Genomic DNA, 15,818 nt, shown 5'->3' with positions numbered 1-15,818 from the left:
TAAATCTTTTAATTAAGATTGGCTTACGTTGTCATTTTCCAATTTGCCAGCTATATCCTTTTACGCCCGGAATATAAGCAGAACGGCCAATTATAACCAGTTCATTATAAATCTTCTTGTCGTATTTGATGCCAATTGCAGTCCCTGAAGTGTATAGTTTATTGGCTTTAAAGGTGATTTTCATCAGGCCGTCTCTGAATTTAGCATCGGAAATCTTTTCTACCAACCATGTCGAACGCCATTTTACGGCAATTTCATCATCGTCGGTTTTTGTAATACTTTTTACAAGTTTAACAGCTTCTTCCGGAATTTCAAATTTTTGAGTGAGTTCCTCCTGAGTTAAAGTCTGTCCAATTTTGCTTCCGTAAAGTATTTTGCGCAAATTAACGAACGTCATCAGGGTTTTATTTGCCTCTTCACTAAGATCTAATTTAGGACTGTTTGTTATAATCTGTTGGTTTTTAATTTGCGGCTCAAAATCATGTTCTGCTTTTACTGAAAAAATATTCTTTTTTTCAGCAAGAGCTCTTTTTTTGGAATTTGAAATAAGTGTAGTTTTCGGTGTTGCTTTTTTTAAGATTTTTACCGGAGCAGGGTTTAATTTATTGACCGGATAAACGGTTTCTTGTTTAGCCTGTTTTTTTGCATCGTCACCACAGCCTGTAAAAAAACAGGCTATTGAAAGGAGTAAGATGGCAATTATCTTTTTCATAACTACAAGGTACGCTTAATCTTTAACAGAAGAATCCTCTTTCAAATATTTTTTGATTAAATGATGCCCCAGATAAATTAACGGAGTTAATAAAATGGCGACTGACAGTTTAAAAACATAACCCGTTAAGGCTGAAGAAATAAAAGTGTCAAAATTGATTTTTCCCGGTAGCCAGAAAGCAATTCCGAGAACAATAAACGAATCAAATAATTGAGAGACTACGGTAGATCCGGTAGTTCTCAGCCATATTTTTTTTTCACCTGTGCGTCTTTTAAAAAACCAAAAGATCCATACATCTATAAGCTGAGAGGCCATAAAGGCAATAAGACTTCCGACAATAATCCACATACTTTGTCCGAAAACAGCGAGAAATTGTTCATCATTTACCGGGCTGATGCCTTTTGCCGCGGGAATTACGATAGCCATAAATAAGATTAGAAAGGCATAAGCGATCAGACAAGCTGTTATAAAAGAAAGTTTTTTAACTCCCTTTTCTCCAAAATATTCATTGATTAAATCGGTTGTAAGAAAAACGATAGGCCAGGGCAGAATTCCGATACTCATTACAAATGGCCCAATTTGAATTAATTTTCCTCCAATTAATTCGGCTACTACAGCATTAGTGATAAAAATTCCTGCAAGAATAACAAAGACAATTTCTTTTTTGGTTTTGAACATATCTTTTTGTGATTGAAGTTTCAAATTTAAGTTTTTTCTTTATAACATAAAACAGTTTGAATTTAAATTAAATAATAGCCGATTTAAGAATACTGAAAGTTAAATTTTTCTATTCAATGGCGTTTTTTAGTTATTTTTGAAATACTAACAAAATTCATTTAGATCAAGTAAATTAATGGTAATGAAAAAAATAATAGGAATTTTTCTTATGGGTACAACTTTTTTTGCGTCACACGCACAAACCAATTCTGAGAATCCGCTGCTTAAAAAATGGATCGGCCCTTATGGAGGCGTTCCTGCTTTTAATGAGTATAAAGTATCAGATTTTAAACCGGCAATTGAGTTCGGAATTCAGGAAAAACTTAACGAAGTAGATGCTATTGCCAATAATCCAAAAGCTCCGACTTTTGACAATACGATAGCCGCCTTAGAGCTTTCCGGAAAAACAATTACAAGAATTGCTACAGTTTACGGAATTTACAGATCAAATTTAAGCAGTCCGGAGTTTAATGCCGTAGATACGGAAATGTCTCCTAAATTTTCTGAATTCAATGATAAGATCAATCAGAATAAAAAGCTTTTCGAAAGGATCGAAACGTTATATAATTCAAAAGAAAGTAAAAAATTTACGAGTGAACAACAACGCTTAATTTGGTTGTATTATACAGAATTCGTTCGTGAAGGAGCAAAATTAAATAATGCGGATAAAGAAAAAGTAGCTGAAATCAATAAGCAGCTGGCGACACTTTTTACGAAATTCAGTCAAAATTTGCTGGCAGAAGAACATGATCAGTATGTGGAATTAAAGACTGAAGCCGATTTCGACGGCCTTCCTGCTGAAGTGAAAAATGCAGCAATTGCAGAAGCGAAAGAAAGAAAATTGGGCGTAATGGGATGTGTTGCCAATACACGTTCTTCAATCGAACCCTTTCTGACCTTTTCCAATCGCAGGGATTTGCGCGAAAAGGCTTTTAATATTTTTGTGAAACGAGGTGATAACGGAAATGCGAATGATAATAATGCCACTTTAGTCTCTATTTTGCAATTACGTACGGAAAAAGCCAAAATACTTGGTTTCCCTTCATTCGCTCATTGGAGTTTGTCAAATAAAATGGCGAAAGACCCACAGAAAACAATGGCACTAATGGAATCTGTCTGGACTCCGGCTGTAGAAAAAGTACATCATGATGTTGCTGAAATGCAAAAGATTGTGGATGCGGAAGGCGGTACATTTAAAATTCAGCCTTGGGATTATCGTTTCTATGCTGAAAAAGTAAGGAAAGCAAAGTATGATTTAGACCAAAATGAGGTGAAGCCTTATTTGCAGTTAGAAAACCTGCGAGAAGGAATGTTTTGGGTTGCGGGTGAATTATTCAACTTAAGTTTTAAACAAATTACAAATGTTTCGGTATATCATCCGGATGTGCGTGTTTGGGAGGTAAGTAATAAGCTAAACGGTAAAGTGGTCGGATTGTGGTATTTTGATCCCTATGCACGTACAGGAAAGCGTTCCGGAGCATGGATGAATTCTTACAGGGATCAGCAAAAACTGGATGGTAACGTGCTGACGATTGTTTCTAACAATTGCAATTTTATTAAAGGCACTGCAAATGAGCCTATTTTAATTTCATGGGAGGATGCTACAACACTATTTCATGAATTTGGGCATGCGCTTCATGGTTTATGTTCCAATGTAACCTATCCTAGTTTATCCGGCACATCGGTAGCCAGGGATTATGTAGAGTTTCCTTCTCAGTTGTTAGAGCATTGGCTGGCTACTCCTGAAGTTTTGAATAAATTTGCCTTACATTACAAAACGAATCAGCCTTTGCCGCATGCATTGGTGGAAAGAATTGAAAGAGCAGCCAACTTTGGTGAAGGATTCTCTACTGTAGAAACTATTTCAAGTTCTTTAATAGATATGAAGCTTCATTTGACTACGACAGCTATTGATCCTCATAAATTTGAAAAAGAAACATTAGATGCGCTACATATGCCTTCTGAGATTGTAATGCGTCACAGGATTCCACAATTTGGACATATTTTTTCGAGTGATGGATATGCAGCCGGATACTATAGTTATTTATGGGCTGATGTTATAAATGCAGATGCCTACGAAGCTTTCCTTGAAGGAAAAGGCCCTTATGGCAAAGAAGTGGCTAAACGTCTTTATGATACTGTATTTAGTGTCGGAAACACGATCGATCAGGAAAAAGCATATGAGAACTTCAGAGGAAGAGCCCCTAAGTCTGATGCTTTAATGCGTGCGAGAAACTTTCCGATCGTAGAGAAGAAAAACTAAGAGCCTGAAATCAGCAAATAAAAAAGCCCGAATAAATAAATATTCGGGCTTTTTATATTGAAATAATAATATATTAACCTAAAGTAACTCTTTTGAAACCTGAAATTTCAACGTTGAATCCTTTAACATAATCACTAACTTTTTTACTGTCATCTTTGATGAAGTTTTGATCTAGTAAAGCTTTCTCCTGGTCTAAAGTAGTATTGTCAGAGATGAAACGTTGCACTTTTCCCGGAATAATTTTGTCCCAAATTTGTTCTGGTTTACCTTCCGCTTTTAATTCCGCTTTAGCATCTTCTTCAGCTTGTTTTAAAACTTCTTCCGTTAATTGAGAGAAAGAAATATATTTAGGAACATTTTTTAAAGTTTTTCCTAAACGTTTTGCTTCTTCATTATCCTTTTCGATTACAGCAATACGAGCAGCAAGTTCAGATTCAACGAAAGCAGGATCAAAATCTTTGTAAGATAATGTATCAGCTCCCATAGAAGCAACTTGCATAGAAACATCTTTAGTTAAAACGTCAGCGTTAGGAACTGCAGCAGAAATTGCAGTTAATGCAGCAATTTTGTTAACGTGAACATAAGATCCAACAAAAGCACCTTCTAAGATTTCAAAACCACCGATTTCGATTTTTTCTCCGATAACTCCAGTTTGCTCAATTAATTTTTCAGCAACAGTAATTCCGTTGAAATCTGAAGCTAAGAATTCTTCTTTAGAAGAGAAATTGATAGCTTTTTCTACTAATTCTTTAGCCAAAGTTACGAAAGCCTCATTTTTACCTACGAAATCAGTTTCGCAGTTTAAAGTAATGATAGCTCCTTTAGTATTGTCAGCATTGATAAAAGAAACAGCAGCTCCTTCAGAAGACTCACGGTCAGAACGGTTAGCAGCAACTTTTTGTCCTTTTTCTCTAAGGACTTGAATAGCTTTATCGAAATCTCCATCAGCCTCAACTAAAGCTTTTTTACAGTCCATCATTCCGGCACCTGTAGTTTGTCTTAATTTATTTACATCTGCAGCAGTAATTGTTGCCATAATATTTTGAATTTTAATGTTAAAAGTAAAAATTCCATCTTTTAAATCCCAAACTCCAATTTTATTAAATTATCAACATAATGTTTTTAATTTTTTTTTTTTGGATTTTGGAATTTAAAATTTGGAATTTAAATTGTTATTTATTCTTCAGTTGCAGGAGCAGCAGCTTCAACAGCCGGTGCAGCTTCAACAGCTGGTGCAGCCTCTACAGCAGGAGCAGCTTCAACAGCAGCTTCTTCAGTAAAAACTTCAGTTTCTTTGTCAGAACCTCTGTCAGAAAGACCTTCGATTACAGCAGCAGTTACTAAAGATAAAATTTTGTCAATTGATTTAGAAGCATCATCATTTGCAGGAATAACGTAATCAACCTCTCTTGGGTCAGAATTCGTATCAACCATTGCGAAAACTGGAATGTTTAATTTTTGTGCTTCTTTTATTGCGATATGTTCAGCTTTGATATCTACTACGAACAATGCTGCAGGTAGTCTAGACATATCAGCGATTGAACCTAAGTTTTTCTCTAATTTAGCACGTAGACGATCAACTTGCAAACGCTCTTTTTTAGAAAGAGTCATGAAAGTACCATCTTTCTTCATTTTATCAATAGAAGACATTTTTTTAACTGCCTTTCTGATAGTTACGAAGTTAGTTAGCATTCCACCAGGCCATCTTTCAGTGATATAAGGCATGTTTGCAGCTTTTGCTTTTTCAGCAACGATGTCTTTTGCTTGTTTTTTGGTAGCTACGAATAAGATTTTTCTACCTGATGCAGCGATTTTTTTCAAAGCTTCATTAGCTTCTTCAATTTTAGCTGCAGTTTTATATAGATTGATAATGTGTATACCATTACGCTCCATATAAATGTAAGGAGCCATGTTTGGATCCCATTTTCTAGTCATGTGTCCAAAGTGAACACCTGCTTCTAGTAAGTCTTTAACTTCTATTTTGTTTGCCATTTTTGTACTAGTTTACGTTCTGTTGATTAGCAATGTATAAATGGCGGTTTCCCAGGCTTTATACATTTAGATGCTAAACTATTTCCTACCTCGGTAGGAGAGCAACAACAACTGTGTTTTTTAATTTCAATAAATAATTGATCATGTCTTGTCCTAATTGAACAAGACAGGTAATATTAACGTTTAGAGAATTGGAATCTCTTACGAGCTTTCTTCTGACCGAATTTCTTACGTTCAACCATTCTTGGATCTCTTGTTAATAAACCTTCTGGTTTAAGGATAGCTCTGTTTTCAGCATTTACTTCACACATAACACGTGCTAATGCCATTCTTACAGCTTCTGCCTGACCAGTTGAACCACCTCCGTAAACGTTTACTTTTACATCAAAGTTGTTTACATTTTCTGTCATAGACATTGGTTGTAAAACTTTGTATTGTAAAGTTGCAGTTGGAAAGTAAGTTGCGAATTCTTTTTTGTTTACAGTGATTTTTCCTGTTCCTTCAGAAACATATACACGTGCAACAGCGGTTTTTCTTCTACCGATTTTGTGAATAACTCCCATTACTTAAGATCGTTTAGGTTAACAGTTCTAGGTTTTTGAGCTCCTTGTTTGTGCTCAGATCCTACAACAACATTTAGATTTCTAAAAAGTTCAGCCCCTAATTTGTTTTTAGGTAACATTCCTTTTACAGCTTTCTCTACTAGTAATGCAGGGTTTTTAGATTGCAATACTTTAGCAGTTAAAGTTCTTTGTCCTCCTGGGTAACCTGTATGACGCATGTAAATTTTGTCATTCATTTTTGTACCTGTAAGGTTAATTTTTTCTGAGTTGATAACAATTACGTTATCTCCACAGTCAACGTGCGGTGTGTAACTTGGCTTGTACTTACCTCTTAAGATCATTGCAACCTTTGAAGCAAGACGACCTAAGTTATGACCTTCAGCGTCAACAACAATCCACTCTTTCGTTACAGTGGCTTTGCTAGCTGAAATTGTCTTGTAGCTTAATGCGTCCATAATATTATTTTAATTAAACATTCCATCCCCAATAAAGGGGATGCAAAAGTACAATTAATTATTTTAAAACCAAATACCTTAAATGATTATTTTAACTGCTGATTTTCAGGAGTTATTTTTTCATCTAAAACAATAAAAAAACCATCTTTACAAAATGGAGTAAAGATGGTTTATAAAAGGCTTATAAAAAAATAATTTACACTATAAATATATTGGCTATGTCTACAACTTGTTGTGTAGTAAGTGGTTCGTCATAAGCTTCAGATCCGGCGGCAGCTCCAAATAAGGTTGCAGTATTATATCCTGCCTGCATGGTTAGTCCTTCACCATCATATACGGCTTGTGTGGCCGCTGGCATTCCGGTACCTCTGTCGCTATTAGAAATCCATCCTTTTAAACCACGCAGTCTTCGTACTTCAGAGGCATGACGTGCTTCAACAGAATGTATTTGTAATGCTGCGGTAAGTAAAGCCGGAGCTGAAATCAGGTTTGCGGCCTGACCTTTGTAGGCTCTTACACCTGTATCTTCAAATGCCTGGGCTAACGCCAAAAATGTCTGATAATTTCCAAAAGGATCAAAAGCACCGCCAACCGTAAAGTCGAAAGTTGGTTTCGGAACAAAGTTAGCACTCGAGGTGCCTCCTAATCCGGCAATTAGAAATTTTACGTGATCGGCTTCATGATCTGCTATTTGCTGAAAAACTTTTAAATCGCGACCACCATTTTCTGATGCCGGAATAACTCCTGAATCTAATGCCATTGCATAAAATTCATTTTCCAGGTATTCTAATGTCAGTGCAAATTGCAAAGCTCCGATTGGTGTTGCCGGAGTGGCAGTTATATCTTGTGCCATTGCTTTATTTGCTAATGCTGATAAACCGAATGGAATGGATGCAAATGCTAAATTTTTTCCAAGATTTCCAAATTGTGTAAAACTGTCTCTTCTTGAACCTGTGCTGGCCATAATACCTTCATTAGTAAATGACTCTATAAATTTTAATATATTCATAATTTCTAGTTTTTAAAGTGCATTAATATTAAGGTAAAAATTGAGCTGTAAATTGTGTTGTAATAAATCCACCTGCAATGGCCAATATTTTAGACGGGTCTTTTGCATCATCCAATCCGGTAGTCATATTTACGATATCATCTCCTGCAAAGTCTTTAGAATTAGGATTAATTAAACTTCTGATTGCAGACGCATGTCTTGCTTCTACTGAAACAATTTTCCCGGCTAATAATAGATAATCCGGACTTTTGATCAGTTTTCCGGCACCATTGTATGCAGCTACACCAGTATCTTCAAGAGCTTTAGCAGTCGCGAGAACATCAGTACGGCTGTTAAAGTTTAACGCTCCGTAATTAAAGGCCAGTGTCGGCAATAGTTGAGAACTCGGATCTGGTAGTCCGCCGCTCAAAGCAGCCTTAAAGAAATCTCTGTGCACGACTTCATGATAATACAAGTCGGTAAGTACTTGTTTCTCGATCTCATTAAAAGTGGCATTGAAATTTGAAGCATTTACCACCTTAGTATAAAAGTCAGCTTCTAATTGTTCTAAAGCATATGCATATGTTAAAACGCCAAAATCTCCGGCACCTAAGTCAAATTTTCCATTTCTGATTCCCGGTAACATATTATCTACAACTGGGTCGTCATTATCATTATCACTACACCCGGCCATAAGTAACCCCGCACCAACAACAGTCAGTCCGCTAAGTTTGAGAAAATTCCTTCTGTTGTTCAATGAAGTGTCAACCTCATGAATTCTTACTTCGTTTTTCATAATTAAATTTTTTAAGGTTATTAATAGCAAATCATAATTATCTGTAAATAAGTATTAACGAAATTTTAAAGAGTGCGGTTTTAGGAGTTTGTAAAAATTTTGATACTTATTTCTTACTTAAAGGCAGATTAAATTTTGTAGTAAAATTCCGTTTTTAAATAGGTTAATCTTCTGATAATCTGTAAAATGCCTTTGTTTTCAGGGGTTTTAGTAACTGTGATTCTGAAGAAGAGTGCGTGATTACTTATGAAATTGATGTATTTACAGGAGAGTTTTATAAATATTGAGTTTAAAACAGATCGTTGTATTTTCTTTTTTTAACATAAATATTTATTATAAGTAAGTTTTTACATCGTAATTTAATAGAAATTACTTATGGCTTTTAAGAAATAAACTTCTGATTCTTCATGTTTTTTTTTAAATCATTATAAAATAAGAAATGAATCTACTTTATAATTTCACTCAGCTTTTATTTGGTTTTTGTTGTAATTTCACTAATTCTACTATATTTGTACTAATTCCATAAATTATGATAGAATGAAAGCTAAAGCAACTTTAAAACAAATCGCGAAAGAACTTAATGTTTCTGTATCAACAGTTTCTAAAGCGCTTAATGATAGCCCTGAAATCAGTGAGCAGACTAAAATAAAAATTAAAGAGTATGCTAAACTAAAAAATTACAAACCAAACGTTATTGGTCTGAATTTGAAGAATCGTAAAACAAAAACAATTGGAGTTATTATACCTAATATATTAAACTCCTTTTTTGCGAAGGTTTTTAGCGGTATCGAAAAAGTAGCAGACAAAAAAGGATATAACGTAATTACCTGTATTTCTAATGAGTCTTTGGAAAAAGAAATTCATACACTTGAAATGCTTAGTAACGGAACTATTGACGGTTTTATATTGTCCGTTTCGGAAGAAGCACAAAAACTACAGGAATACAACCATTTCTCGGCGATTATAAATGACGGAACTCCTATTGTAATGTTTGACAGAATTGCAGATGAAGTAGAATGTGACAAGGTTGTCGTTGATGATTTTGATTCGGCTTTAAATTCAACTCAGCATTTAATCAATATAGGATGTAAAAATATTGCCTTAATCTCTTCAGTTGATAATCTGAGCGTTGGAAAATTAAGGGCCGATGGATATTTGAAAGCTCTAAAAGACAATAATATTCCGGTAAACGAAAAGATCATTCTTCGTACCGATTCTGAAGAGGATATGAAAGCTAAAATTGATGCGATTTTTGATAACAACAAAATCGACGGAATTTTTGCTTTGGATGAAAATGATTCTGTTGCCGCCCTAAGGGTTGGATTGAAAAAAGGATACAGAGTTCCCGAAGATTTATCGATCATTGGTTTTGCTGATGGAATTTTGGCTTCAAGACGTCTGTCACCAAGTTTAACTACAGTAAGTCAGCACGGAATTGAGATTGGAGAAGTCGCTGCCAAAAGATTAATCAAAAGACTGGAAGAAAACGAAGAAGAAACTTCGGATTACGAAACAATCGTTATTAAGACGGTATTGAAAGAAAGAGAATCTACTCGGAAATTATAGTTCAAAAAAAGAGATATATAAAAAAAGACTGTTCCAAAAGGACAGTCTTTTTTTATTGTGTCATTTCGACGGAGGAGAAATCACATCCAGAGTACGGCACACTGTATGTCTTCACTTTATGTGATTTCTCCTCCGTCGAAATGACAAGATTGCAGAAATCTACAATCTACACTCTACAATCTAAAATAAAATTAATGCGCCTCCAGCCAGTCTTTACCCATTCCTAATTCCACTTCTAAAGGAACGGCCATTTTAAAAGCATTTTCCATTTCGTGTTTGATCATGGGCTGGATTTTTTCAAGTTCATCATTGTGAACATCGAACACAAGCTCATCATGTACCTGAAGCAGCATTTTTGATTTCCAGTTTTCTTCTTTTAATTTTTTGTGAATGTTGATCATGGCAATTTTAATGACATCTGCAGCACTTCCCTGAATAGGAGCATTTACGGCATTTCTTTCAGCGGCACTTCTCACCACTGCATTTGCCGAATTGATATCTTTCAGATAACGACGACGACCTAAAATAGTCTGTACATATCCTTTTTCGCGGGCAAACTCAATTTGGTCCGAAATATAAGATTTCAATCGTGGGTATGTTTTATAATAAGCCTCAATTAAAGCGGCACTTTCACTGCGTGATAATGAAGTTTGGTTGCTCAGTCCAAAGGCAGAAACGCCGTAGATAATTCCGAAGTTTACTGTTTTGGCATTGCTTCTTTGTTCGCGGGAAACTTCTTCTAACGGAACATCAAATACTTTCGCGGCAGTTGCTTTGTGAATGTCTTCCCCGTTCTGGAAAGCAGCAATCATATTTTCTTCTCCGCTTAGAGCCGCAATAATTCGCAATTCAATTTGAGAGTAATCGGCAGAAATCAACGTATGGTTTTCATCTCTTGCGACAAATGCCTTACGAATCTGACGGCCTCTTTCGGTACGGATCGGGATATTCTGTAAGTTCGGATTGTTAGAACTCAAACGCCCGGTAGCGGCAACGGTTTGCATATAATCGGTATGAACACGTAATGTTTTTTTGTCTACCTGTTCCGGTAAAGCCAAAATATAAGTGCTCTGTAATTTTACCATCTGACGCCAGTCCAGGATCTCTTTTACAATTGGATTGTCGTTGGCTAAATAGGTTAAAACTTCTTCCCCGGTCGCGTACTGACCCGTTTTGGTTTTCTTTTGTTTGGCGCCTCCTATTTTCATTTTATCAAATAAGACATCACCCAATTGTTTTGGCGAGGCCAGATTAAATTTCTCTCCGGCACTTTCATAAATTTTTTGCTCCAGAGATTTAATTTCAACATCCATTTCTTTAGACATGGCACTTAAAAATTCAACATCCAGACGAATTCCTTCGGTTTCCATAGCAGCCAGAACACTTACTAACGGAATTTCGATTTCATCAAATAACTTTTTAGTTTCTGTTTTGTCTAATTCTGTTGTGAAAATTTCTTTTAACTGCAAAGTGATATCAGCATCTTCGGCAGCATATTCTTTGATTTCTTCAAGCGCAACATCGCGCATGGAAATTTGATTTTTACCTTTTTTACCGATTAAGGTTTCAATTGATTTGGGCGAATATTTTAAATAAGTCTCTGCTAAAATATCCATATTATGACGCATATCCGGATTAATCAGATAATGTGCAATCATAGTATCGAAAAGCTTTCCTTTTACAGTAACGCCGTAATTAGAAAGAATTTTTAAATCGTATTTTAAATTCTGACCAATTTTTTCGATGTTTTCATTTTCAAAAAACGGAATAAATTTGTTGATTAAAGTTTGAGCTTCTTCCTGACTTTCCGGAAACGGAACATAATATCCTTTTCCTTTTTCATACGAAAAAGAAATCCCAACCAACTCCGCATGTAACGCATCTAAACCTGTCGTTTCGGTATCGAAGCAAACAGAAGGCTGTTTTTGTAAATTTTGCAAAAGTAATTTGACGCCCAAATCGCCTTCAACAGCCTGATAGGAGTGAGGGGTATTTTCTAATGTAGTGTAGAAAGAAGTTCTTGCGGTTTCAGGATTTTCATCTGAAGTTGCACTTCCGAAAAGATCAAACTGATCTTCGTTTTTAGGCTGTGGTTTTTTGTATACTTTGGCATCAGGGGCTTCATTTGCAGTTGAAGTTCCGCCTGTTTTAAACAAATTGTCAAACTGCTCAGCCATTCTTCTGAATTCCAGTTCCTGAAAAATAGCATCTGTTTTTTCGATATCCGGACGCGTTAATTCGTAATCCGTTTCATTAAAAACAACATCGCAGTCTATAATAATGGTAGCCAGTTTTTTAGAAAGAATTCCTTTCTCTTTATTGGCTTCGATGTTTTCTTTCATTTTTCCTTTCAGCAAATGCGTATTGGCCAAAAGATTCTCCATTGATCCGAATTCTTTCAGGAATTTCTTTGCCGTCACTTCTCCAACACCAGGCAATCCGGGAATGTTATCGACAGCATCACCCATCATTCCAAGAAAATCAATCACCTGCTCCGGTCTTTCAATTTCAAACTTGGCCAAAACTTCGGGAACACCCCAGATTTCAATTCCATTACCCATTCGGGCCGGTTTATACATGAAAATATTTTCAGAAACCAATTGTGCAAAATCCTTATCAGGCGTAACCATGTAGACTTTGTAATTTTCTTTTTCGGCCTGTTTTGCAATGGTACCAATTAAATCATCGGCCTCACAACCATTAGATTCAATAATTGGAATGTGCATTGCGCTTAATAAACTCTGAATATAGGGAATCGCAATTTTTATAGCCTCCGGAGTTTCGTCACGATTGGCTTTATATTCGGTATACATTTCTGTTCGCACATGACTTCCGCCTTTGTCAAAAGCAACCGCCAGATGATCCGGTTTTTCTCTTTTGATGACATCCAGAAGGGAATTCATAAAACCCATAATGGCAGATGTATCCATTCCTTTGGAGTTAATCCTCGGGTTTTTTATGAAAGCATAATAACCACGGAATATTAGTGCATAAGCATCAAGAAGAAAAAGACGTTTTTGAGTTGACATAAAAAAAATATTAGTCTGTAAAAATAAACAATTGGGTTCTCAAAAATTAGCCTGACAGGATTTTTTTTTAACCATGTAAGTTATATAAGTTCATTTAAGTAAATGCGTAATGCAGCGTGCTTAAAACAGTATCCTATTTATAAGCTGAAATAAACTTATATAACTTAGATGGTCGAAAATGCCTCAAATGGACTAATAAGTTAATCTGAAGTTAAAATTTCCGAGAAGTATCTTTTCTTCATTTAGTCTTCATTTTACAGGAGTAAATTTGATCTGTAATTAAAAAGGTTATTAATTTTAAATTGTAGAAATCATGAGAAATTTTTTAATGTTATTCGTAGCAGTTTTAGGAACTACAGCAATGGTACATGCATTTCCGGCTTTAAAAGCTGGTCCTGTAAAAGAAGTTAAAGCAACTCCCGTAAAAGAGGTTAAAGCTACAAAACATCCCAGAAAAAAATCTGATAAAAAAGCAAAATCAGATAAAAAAGAAGCTCCAAAATCAGAAGCCTCAACAATGAAAAAATAAGAGTTGTTTTTGTTTTGCTGTCGAAGGATTGTAAGGGGAGCAAAACAGAAAGGATAATTATGGAGAAAGCTGATAAAGAGATTTATCAGCTTTTTTTGATTCGTTAATTTTTTAATAACAGGCAACAGGGCTTTTTATAATTGCCTAATTTTAGTTGCGCTTAGAATTTGTATATATGAATATTTTAATTGTTGAAGATAATAAGGAACTCGCTGCAGAAGTGTATGATTTTTTATGCAACACGGGTTATGTGTGCAAGATTACTCATAATTGCGGTGATGCTTTAGAAGAGGTAAACAGTAATAATTATGATGCTATGCTGCTCGATCTTGGCCTGCCTGATGGTGATGGTTTTGAGGTTTTGAGGGCTGTTCGGAAAACCAAATCAAAGATTGCTGTCATTGTCATTACAGCTCGTGGCGAATTAGACGACAGAATTAATGGTTTGCATCTTGGCGCCGATGATTATCTCACAAAACCGTTTGCCTTAACCGAATTGAGTGCCCGTTTGTTTGCGGTTATTCGCAGAATGCATGGTTTTACATTGAATGACCTGGTAGTTCATGGCTTCTCCCTGCAATTGCAGGACTATAAGGTAAGCTACAATGCTATTCCTGTTAATCTGACCAAAAAAGAGTTTGATATTTTTCAGTATTTGGTGCTGAATAAAAATCGGGTGATTACCCGGCTGCAATTAACCGAGCATATTTGGGGTGATATTCTGGAAGTGAATTCAGATTCTAATTTTATAGATGTTCATGTTCGGAATCTTCGAAAAAAGTTAGACAAACATACCGATATCGGCTGGTTTGAAACAGTCAGAAATGTCGGCTATCGAATTAATGAGTAAAATAAGATATTGTGAAGATAAAACACCAATTGGCGATTTTTAATGCACTGACAAGATTGTTGGTCATTTTGGTTTTATGGTTAATGTTGCCCATTTTGGTCGAAAATGTAGTTTACAGGCATATTAATAATGGATTGCTGGAGAAAAAGAAAAAATTTATTGACCATTTAAATCAAAATGAGATTAATGATTTTATCGAAAATCCCGGTGATTCAACCGAAACGTATTCGCAATTTTCCACGCTTCACAGTGAGTTTCTGGTACTTTCGAAAGTTCCCGTAAAGCCTCGTCAAAAAGAAACCACTTTTAGTAATGACTATCGGATTATTGAGGGTGAAGAGAATGAGTACAGAATTCTCCAATATCATTTCACCTATGAAAAGGAAGGATATCAACTCGAAATTGGCAGTGATCTTAGCGAAGTAAACGACCTCACGTTTATTATCAGGTTATTTATTATTATTGTTTTGGTGATTATTCTTCTGGTTACATTTCTGGCTGATACAGTTTATATTGAATATCTGCTGAAACCTTTTTATAAAATAATTGATACTAAAATTCGACGGGTCAATGAACCCGAAACTTTCGATCATACGCCAATAAAAGCAAAATCACGGGATTTCAGGGAACTTGATTTGGTTTTAAATCAGATGATGGATCGTATCGGAGAGCTTTTTAAAAAAGAAAAACAATTTATCTCCAACGTTTCGCACGAACTTCTTACACCAATCGCTTTACTCAAAAACAAGCTGGAAAATTTATTGCAGAATGATTCCTTAGATGATACTGCGGTTGATAAAATTGCGAGTTCCCTGAAGACATTGGATATGCTGAAAAAAATTATCAATAATCTGCTGTTGATTTCCCGAATCGAAAACAATCAGTATACAACCGAAGAAGAGATTCATTTCTATGAAATCATAACAGACATGCAGGAAGATCTTCAGGACAGAATTGAAGATAAAGAAATTGAGTTTTCGAATACAATGGAACATGATTTTAGCTTTAAAGGAAATAAAACACTGATTCATATTCTCATTTATAATCTGATCACAAATGCAATTAAATACAATACCCAAAAAGGAAAAATCACAATCGCTGACGGATTTCTAAACCGAAACTATTTTATTTCTATTACCGATTCAGGAATTGGTATGGATCCTTCTCAAATCGAAAAGATATTTAACCGGTTTACCCGAATCAATTCAGATCAGGACGGACAAGGTCTGGGGCTTGCTATTGCAGATAGTATTGCTAATTTTCATCATATAGAAATTAAGGTTACCTCCGGAATTAATGAAGGAACAACATTTCTGCTTTTGTTCCCGGAAACTGCAAAAACTTAATTTAAAGTTAAT

General features: G+C 35.4%; 14 protein-coding genes. 5 read left to right on the top strand and 9 right to left on the bottom strand.

All coding sequences use genetic code 11. The annotated features are described in order from the left end of the window. Positions 1–31: 31 nt before the first annotated feature. Both HAV12_RS20905 and HAV12_RS20900 read right to left on the bottom strand, forming a co-directional pair. Positions 32–712: a hypothetical protein gene (locus tag HAV12_RS20905; protein ID WP_171571302.1), complete on the bottom strand. Its 681-nt coding sequence runs from the start codon at positions 710–712 to the stop codon at positions 32–34. Positions 713–727: 15 nt separating this feature from the next. After that, entirely contained in the window at positions 728–1,390 is a 663-nt protein-coding gene (locus HAV12_RS20900; RefSeq protein WP_132033164.1) for a queuosine precursor transporter, read from the bottom strand. Between the two features lie 181 nt (positions 1,391–1,571). Between HAV12_RS20900 and HAV12_RS20895 the strand changes: the two genes are divergently transcribed. Then, the gene (locus HAV12_RS20895) at positions 1,572–3,692 is read left to right on the top strand and encodes a M3 family metallopeptidase (protein ID WP_171571739.1); all 2,121 of its coding nucleotides are present in this window, start codon (positions 1,572–1,574) and stop codon (positions 3,690–3,692) included. 73 nt (positions 3,693–3,765) lie between these two features. Here HAV12_RS20895 and tsf read toward each other — a convergent pair whose 3' ends face one another. From tsf to HAV12_RS20865, 6 genes are all read right to left on the bottom strand, one after another. Continuing rightward, a complete protein-coding gene (gene tsf / locus HAV12_RS20890; protein ID WP_132031706.1) occupies positions 3,766–4,728 on the bottom strand; it encodes a translation elongation factor Ts in 963 nt (320 codons plus the stop codon). Between the two features lie 140 nt (positions 4,729–4,868). Further along, positions 4,869–5,684, bottom strand: coding sequence for a 30S ribosomal protein S2 (gene rpsB / locus HAV12_RS20885; RefSeq protein ID WP_132031704.1), 816 nt, complete (start codon positions 5,682–5,684; stop codon positions 4,869–4,871). 176 nt (positions 5,685–5,860) lie between these two features. Further along, positions 5,861–6,247, bottom strand: a complete 387-nt coding sequence (rpsI, locus tag HAV12_RS20880) for a 30S ribosomal protein S9 (protein WP_007808909.1) — start codon at positions 6,245–6,247, stop codon at positions 5,861–5,863. Next, positions 6,247–6,702, bottom strand: a complete 456-nt coding sequence (rplM, locus tag HAV12_RS20875; RefSeq protein WP_007808911.1) for a 50S ribosomal protein L13 — start codon at positions 6,700–6,702, stop codon at positions 6,247–6,249. Before rplM ends, rpsI begins: the two co-directional genes overlap by 1 nt. A 196-nt stretch (positions 6,703–6,898) precedes the next feature. Then, positions 6,899–7,711: a ferritin-like domain-containing protein gene (locus tag HAV12_RS20870; RefSeq protein WP_132031702.1), complete on the bottom strand. Its 813-nt coding sequence runs from the start codon at positions 7,709–7,711 to the stop codon at positions 6,899–6,901. A gap of 28 nt (positions 7,712–7,739) precedes the next feature. Then, positions 7,740–8,486 (bottom strand): ferritin-like domain-containing protein, encoded by a 747-nt coding sequence (locus HAV12_RS20865; protein WP_171571301.1) that lies wholly within the window; start codon positions 8,484–8,486, stop codon positions 7,740–7,742. A gap of 537 nt (positions 8,487–9,023) precedes the next feature. Between HAV12_RS20865 and HAV12_RS20860 the strand changes: the two genes are divergently transcribed. After that, the gene (locus HAV12_RS20860; RefSeq protein ID WP_171571300.1) at positions 9,024–10,052 is read left to right on the top strand and encodes a LacI family DNA-binding transcriptional regulator; all 1,029 of its coding nucleotides are present in this window, start codon (positions 9,024–9,026) and stop codon (positions 10,050–10,052) included. A gap of 191 nt (positions 10,053–10,243) precedes the next feature. Here HAV12_RS20860 and polA read toward each other — a convergent pair whose 3' ends face one another. Then, positions 10,244–13,081, bottom strand: coding sequence for a DNA polymerase I (gene polA / locus HAV12_RS20855; RefSeq protein WP_171571299.1), 2,838 nt, complete (start codon positions 13,079–13,081; stop codon positions 10,244–10,246). Between the two features lie 313 nt (positions 13,082–13,394). On the opposite strand from polA, the gene HAV12_RS20850 reads away from it, so the two are divergent. From HAV12_RS20850 to HAV12_RS20840, 3 genes are all read left to right on the top strand, one after another. Next, a complete protein-coding gene (locus HAV12_RS20850) occupies positions 13,395–13,610 on the top strand; it encodes a hypothetical protein (protein ID WP_171571298.1) in 216 nt (71 codons plus the stop codon). Positions 13,611–13,785: 175 nt separating this feature from the next. After that, positions 13,786–14,460, top strand: coding sequence for a response regulator transcription factor (locus HAV12_RS20845; protein ID WP_171571297.1), 675 nt, complete (start codon positions 13,786–13,788; stop codon positions 14,458–14,460). Positions 14,461–14,471: 11 nt separating this feature from the next. Further along, positions 14,472–15,806: a cell wall metabolism sensor histidine kinase WalK gene (locus tag HAV12_RS20840; protein ID WP_240345205.1), complete on the top strand. Its 1,335-nt coding sequence runs from the start codon at positions 14,472–14,474 to the stop codon at positions 15,804–15,806. Positions 15,807–15,818 lie beyond the last annotated feature (12 nt).

It is taken from the genome of Flavobacterium sp. CLA17, assembly GCF_013112255.2.
In the GTDB taxonomy this organism is placed as follows: domain Bacteria; phylum Bacteroidota; class Bacteroidia; order Flavobacteriales; family Flavobacteriaceae; genus Flavobacterium; species Flavobacterium circumlabens.
Note: the sequence above shows the minus strand (reverse complement) of the source record. Positions and strands in the feature narration are given on the sequence as shown.

What these genes read in the sequence shown, in the direction of transcription:
- HAV12_RS20905 (WP_171571302.1), bottom strand. Translation starts at nt 712, where the DNA reads ATGAAAAAGATAATTGCCATCTTACTCCTTTCAATAGCCTGTTTTTTT.
- HAV12_RS20900 (WP_132033164.1), bottom strand. Translation starts at nt 1,390, where the DNA reads ATGTTCAAAACCAAAAAAGAAATTGTCTTTGTTATTCTTGCAGGAATT.
- HAV12_RS20895 (WP_171571739.1), top strand. Translation starts at nt 1,572, where the DNA reads ATGAAAAAAATAATAGGAATTTTTCTTATGGGTACAACTTTTTTTGCG.
- tsf (WP_132031706.1), bottom strand. Translation starts at nt 4,728, where the DNA reads ATGGCAACAATTACTGCTGCAGATGTAAATAAATTAAGACAAACTACA.
- rpsB (WP_132031704.1), bottom strand. Translation starts at nt 5,684, where the DNA reads ATGGCAAACAAAATAGAAGTTAAAGACTTACTAGAAGCAGGTGTTCAC.
- rpsI (WP_007808909.1), bottom strand. Translation starts at nt 6,247, where the DNA reads ATGGGAGTTATTCACAAAATCGGTAGAAGAAAAACCGCTGTTGCACGT.
- rplM (WP_007808911.1), bottom strand. Translation starts at nt 6,702, where the DNA reads ATGGACGCATTAAGCTACAAGACAATTTCAGCTAGCAAAGCCACTGTA.
- HAV12_RS20870 (WP_132031702.1), bottom strand. Translation starts at nt 7,711, where the DNA reads ATGAATATATTAAAATTTATAGAGTCATTTACTAATGAAGGTATTATG.
- HAV12_RS20865 (WP_171571301.1), bottom strand. Translation starts at nt 8,486, where the DNA reads ATGAAAAACGAAGTAAGAATTCATGAGGTTGACACTTCATTGAACAAC.
- HAV12_RS20860 (WP_171571300.1), top strand. Translation starts at nt 9,024, where the DNA reads ATGAAAGCTAAAGCAACTTTAAAACAAATCGCGAAAGAACTTAATGTT.
- polA (WP_171571299.1), bottom strand. Translation starts at nt 13,081, where the DNA reads ATGTCAACTCAAAAACGTCTTTTTCTTCTTGATGCTTATGCACTAATA.
- HAV12_RS20850 (WP_171571298.1), top strand. Translation starts at nt 13,395, where the DNA reads ATGAGAAATTTTTTAATGTTATTCGTAGCAGTTTTAGGAACTACAGCA.
- HAV12_RS20845 (WP_171571297.1), top strand. Translation starts at nt 13,786, where the DNA reads ATGAATATTTTAATTGTTGAAGATAATAAGGAACTCGCTGCAGAAGTG.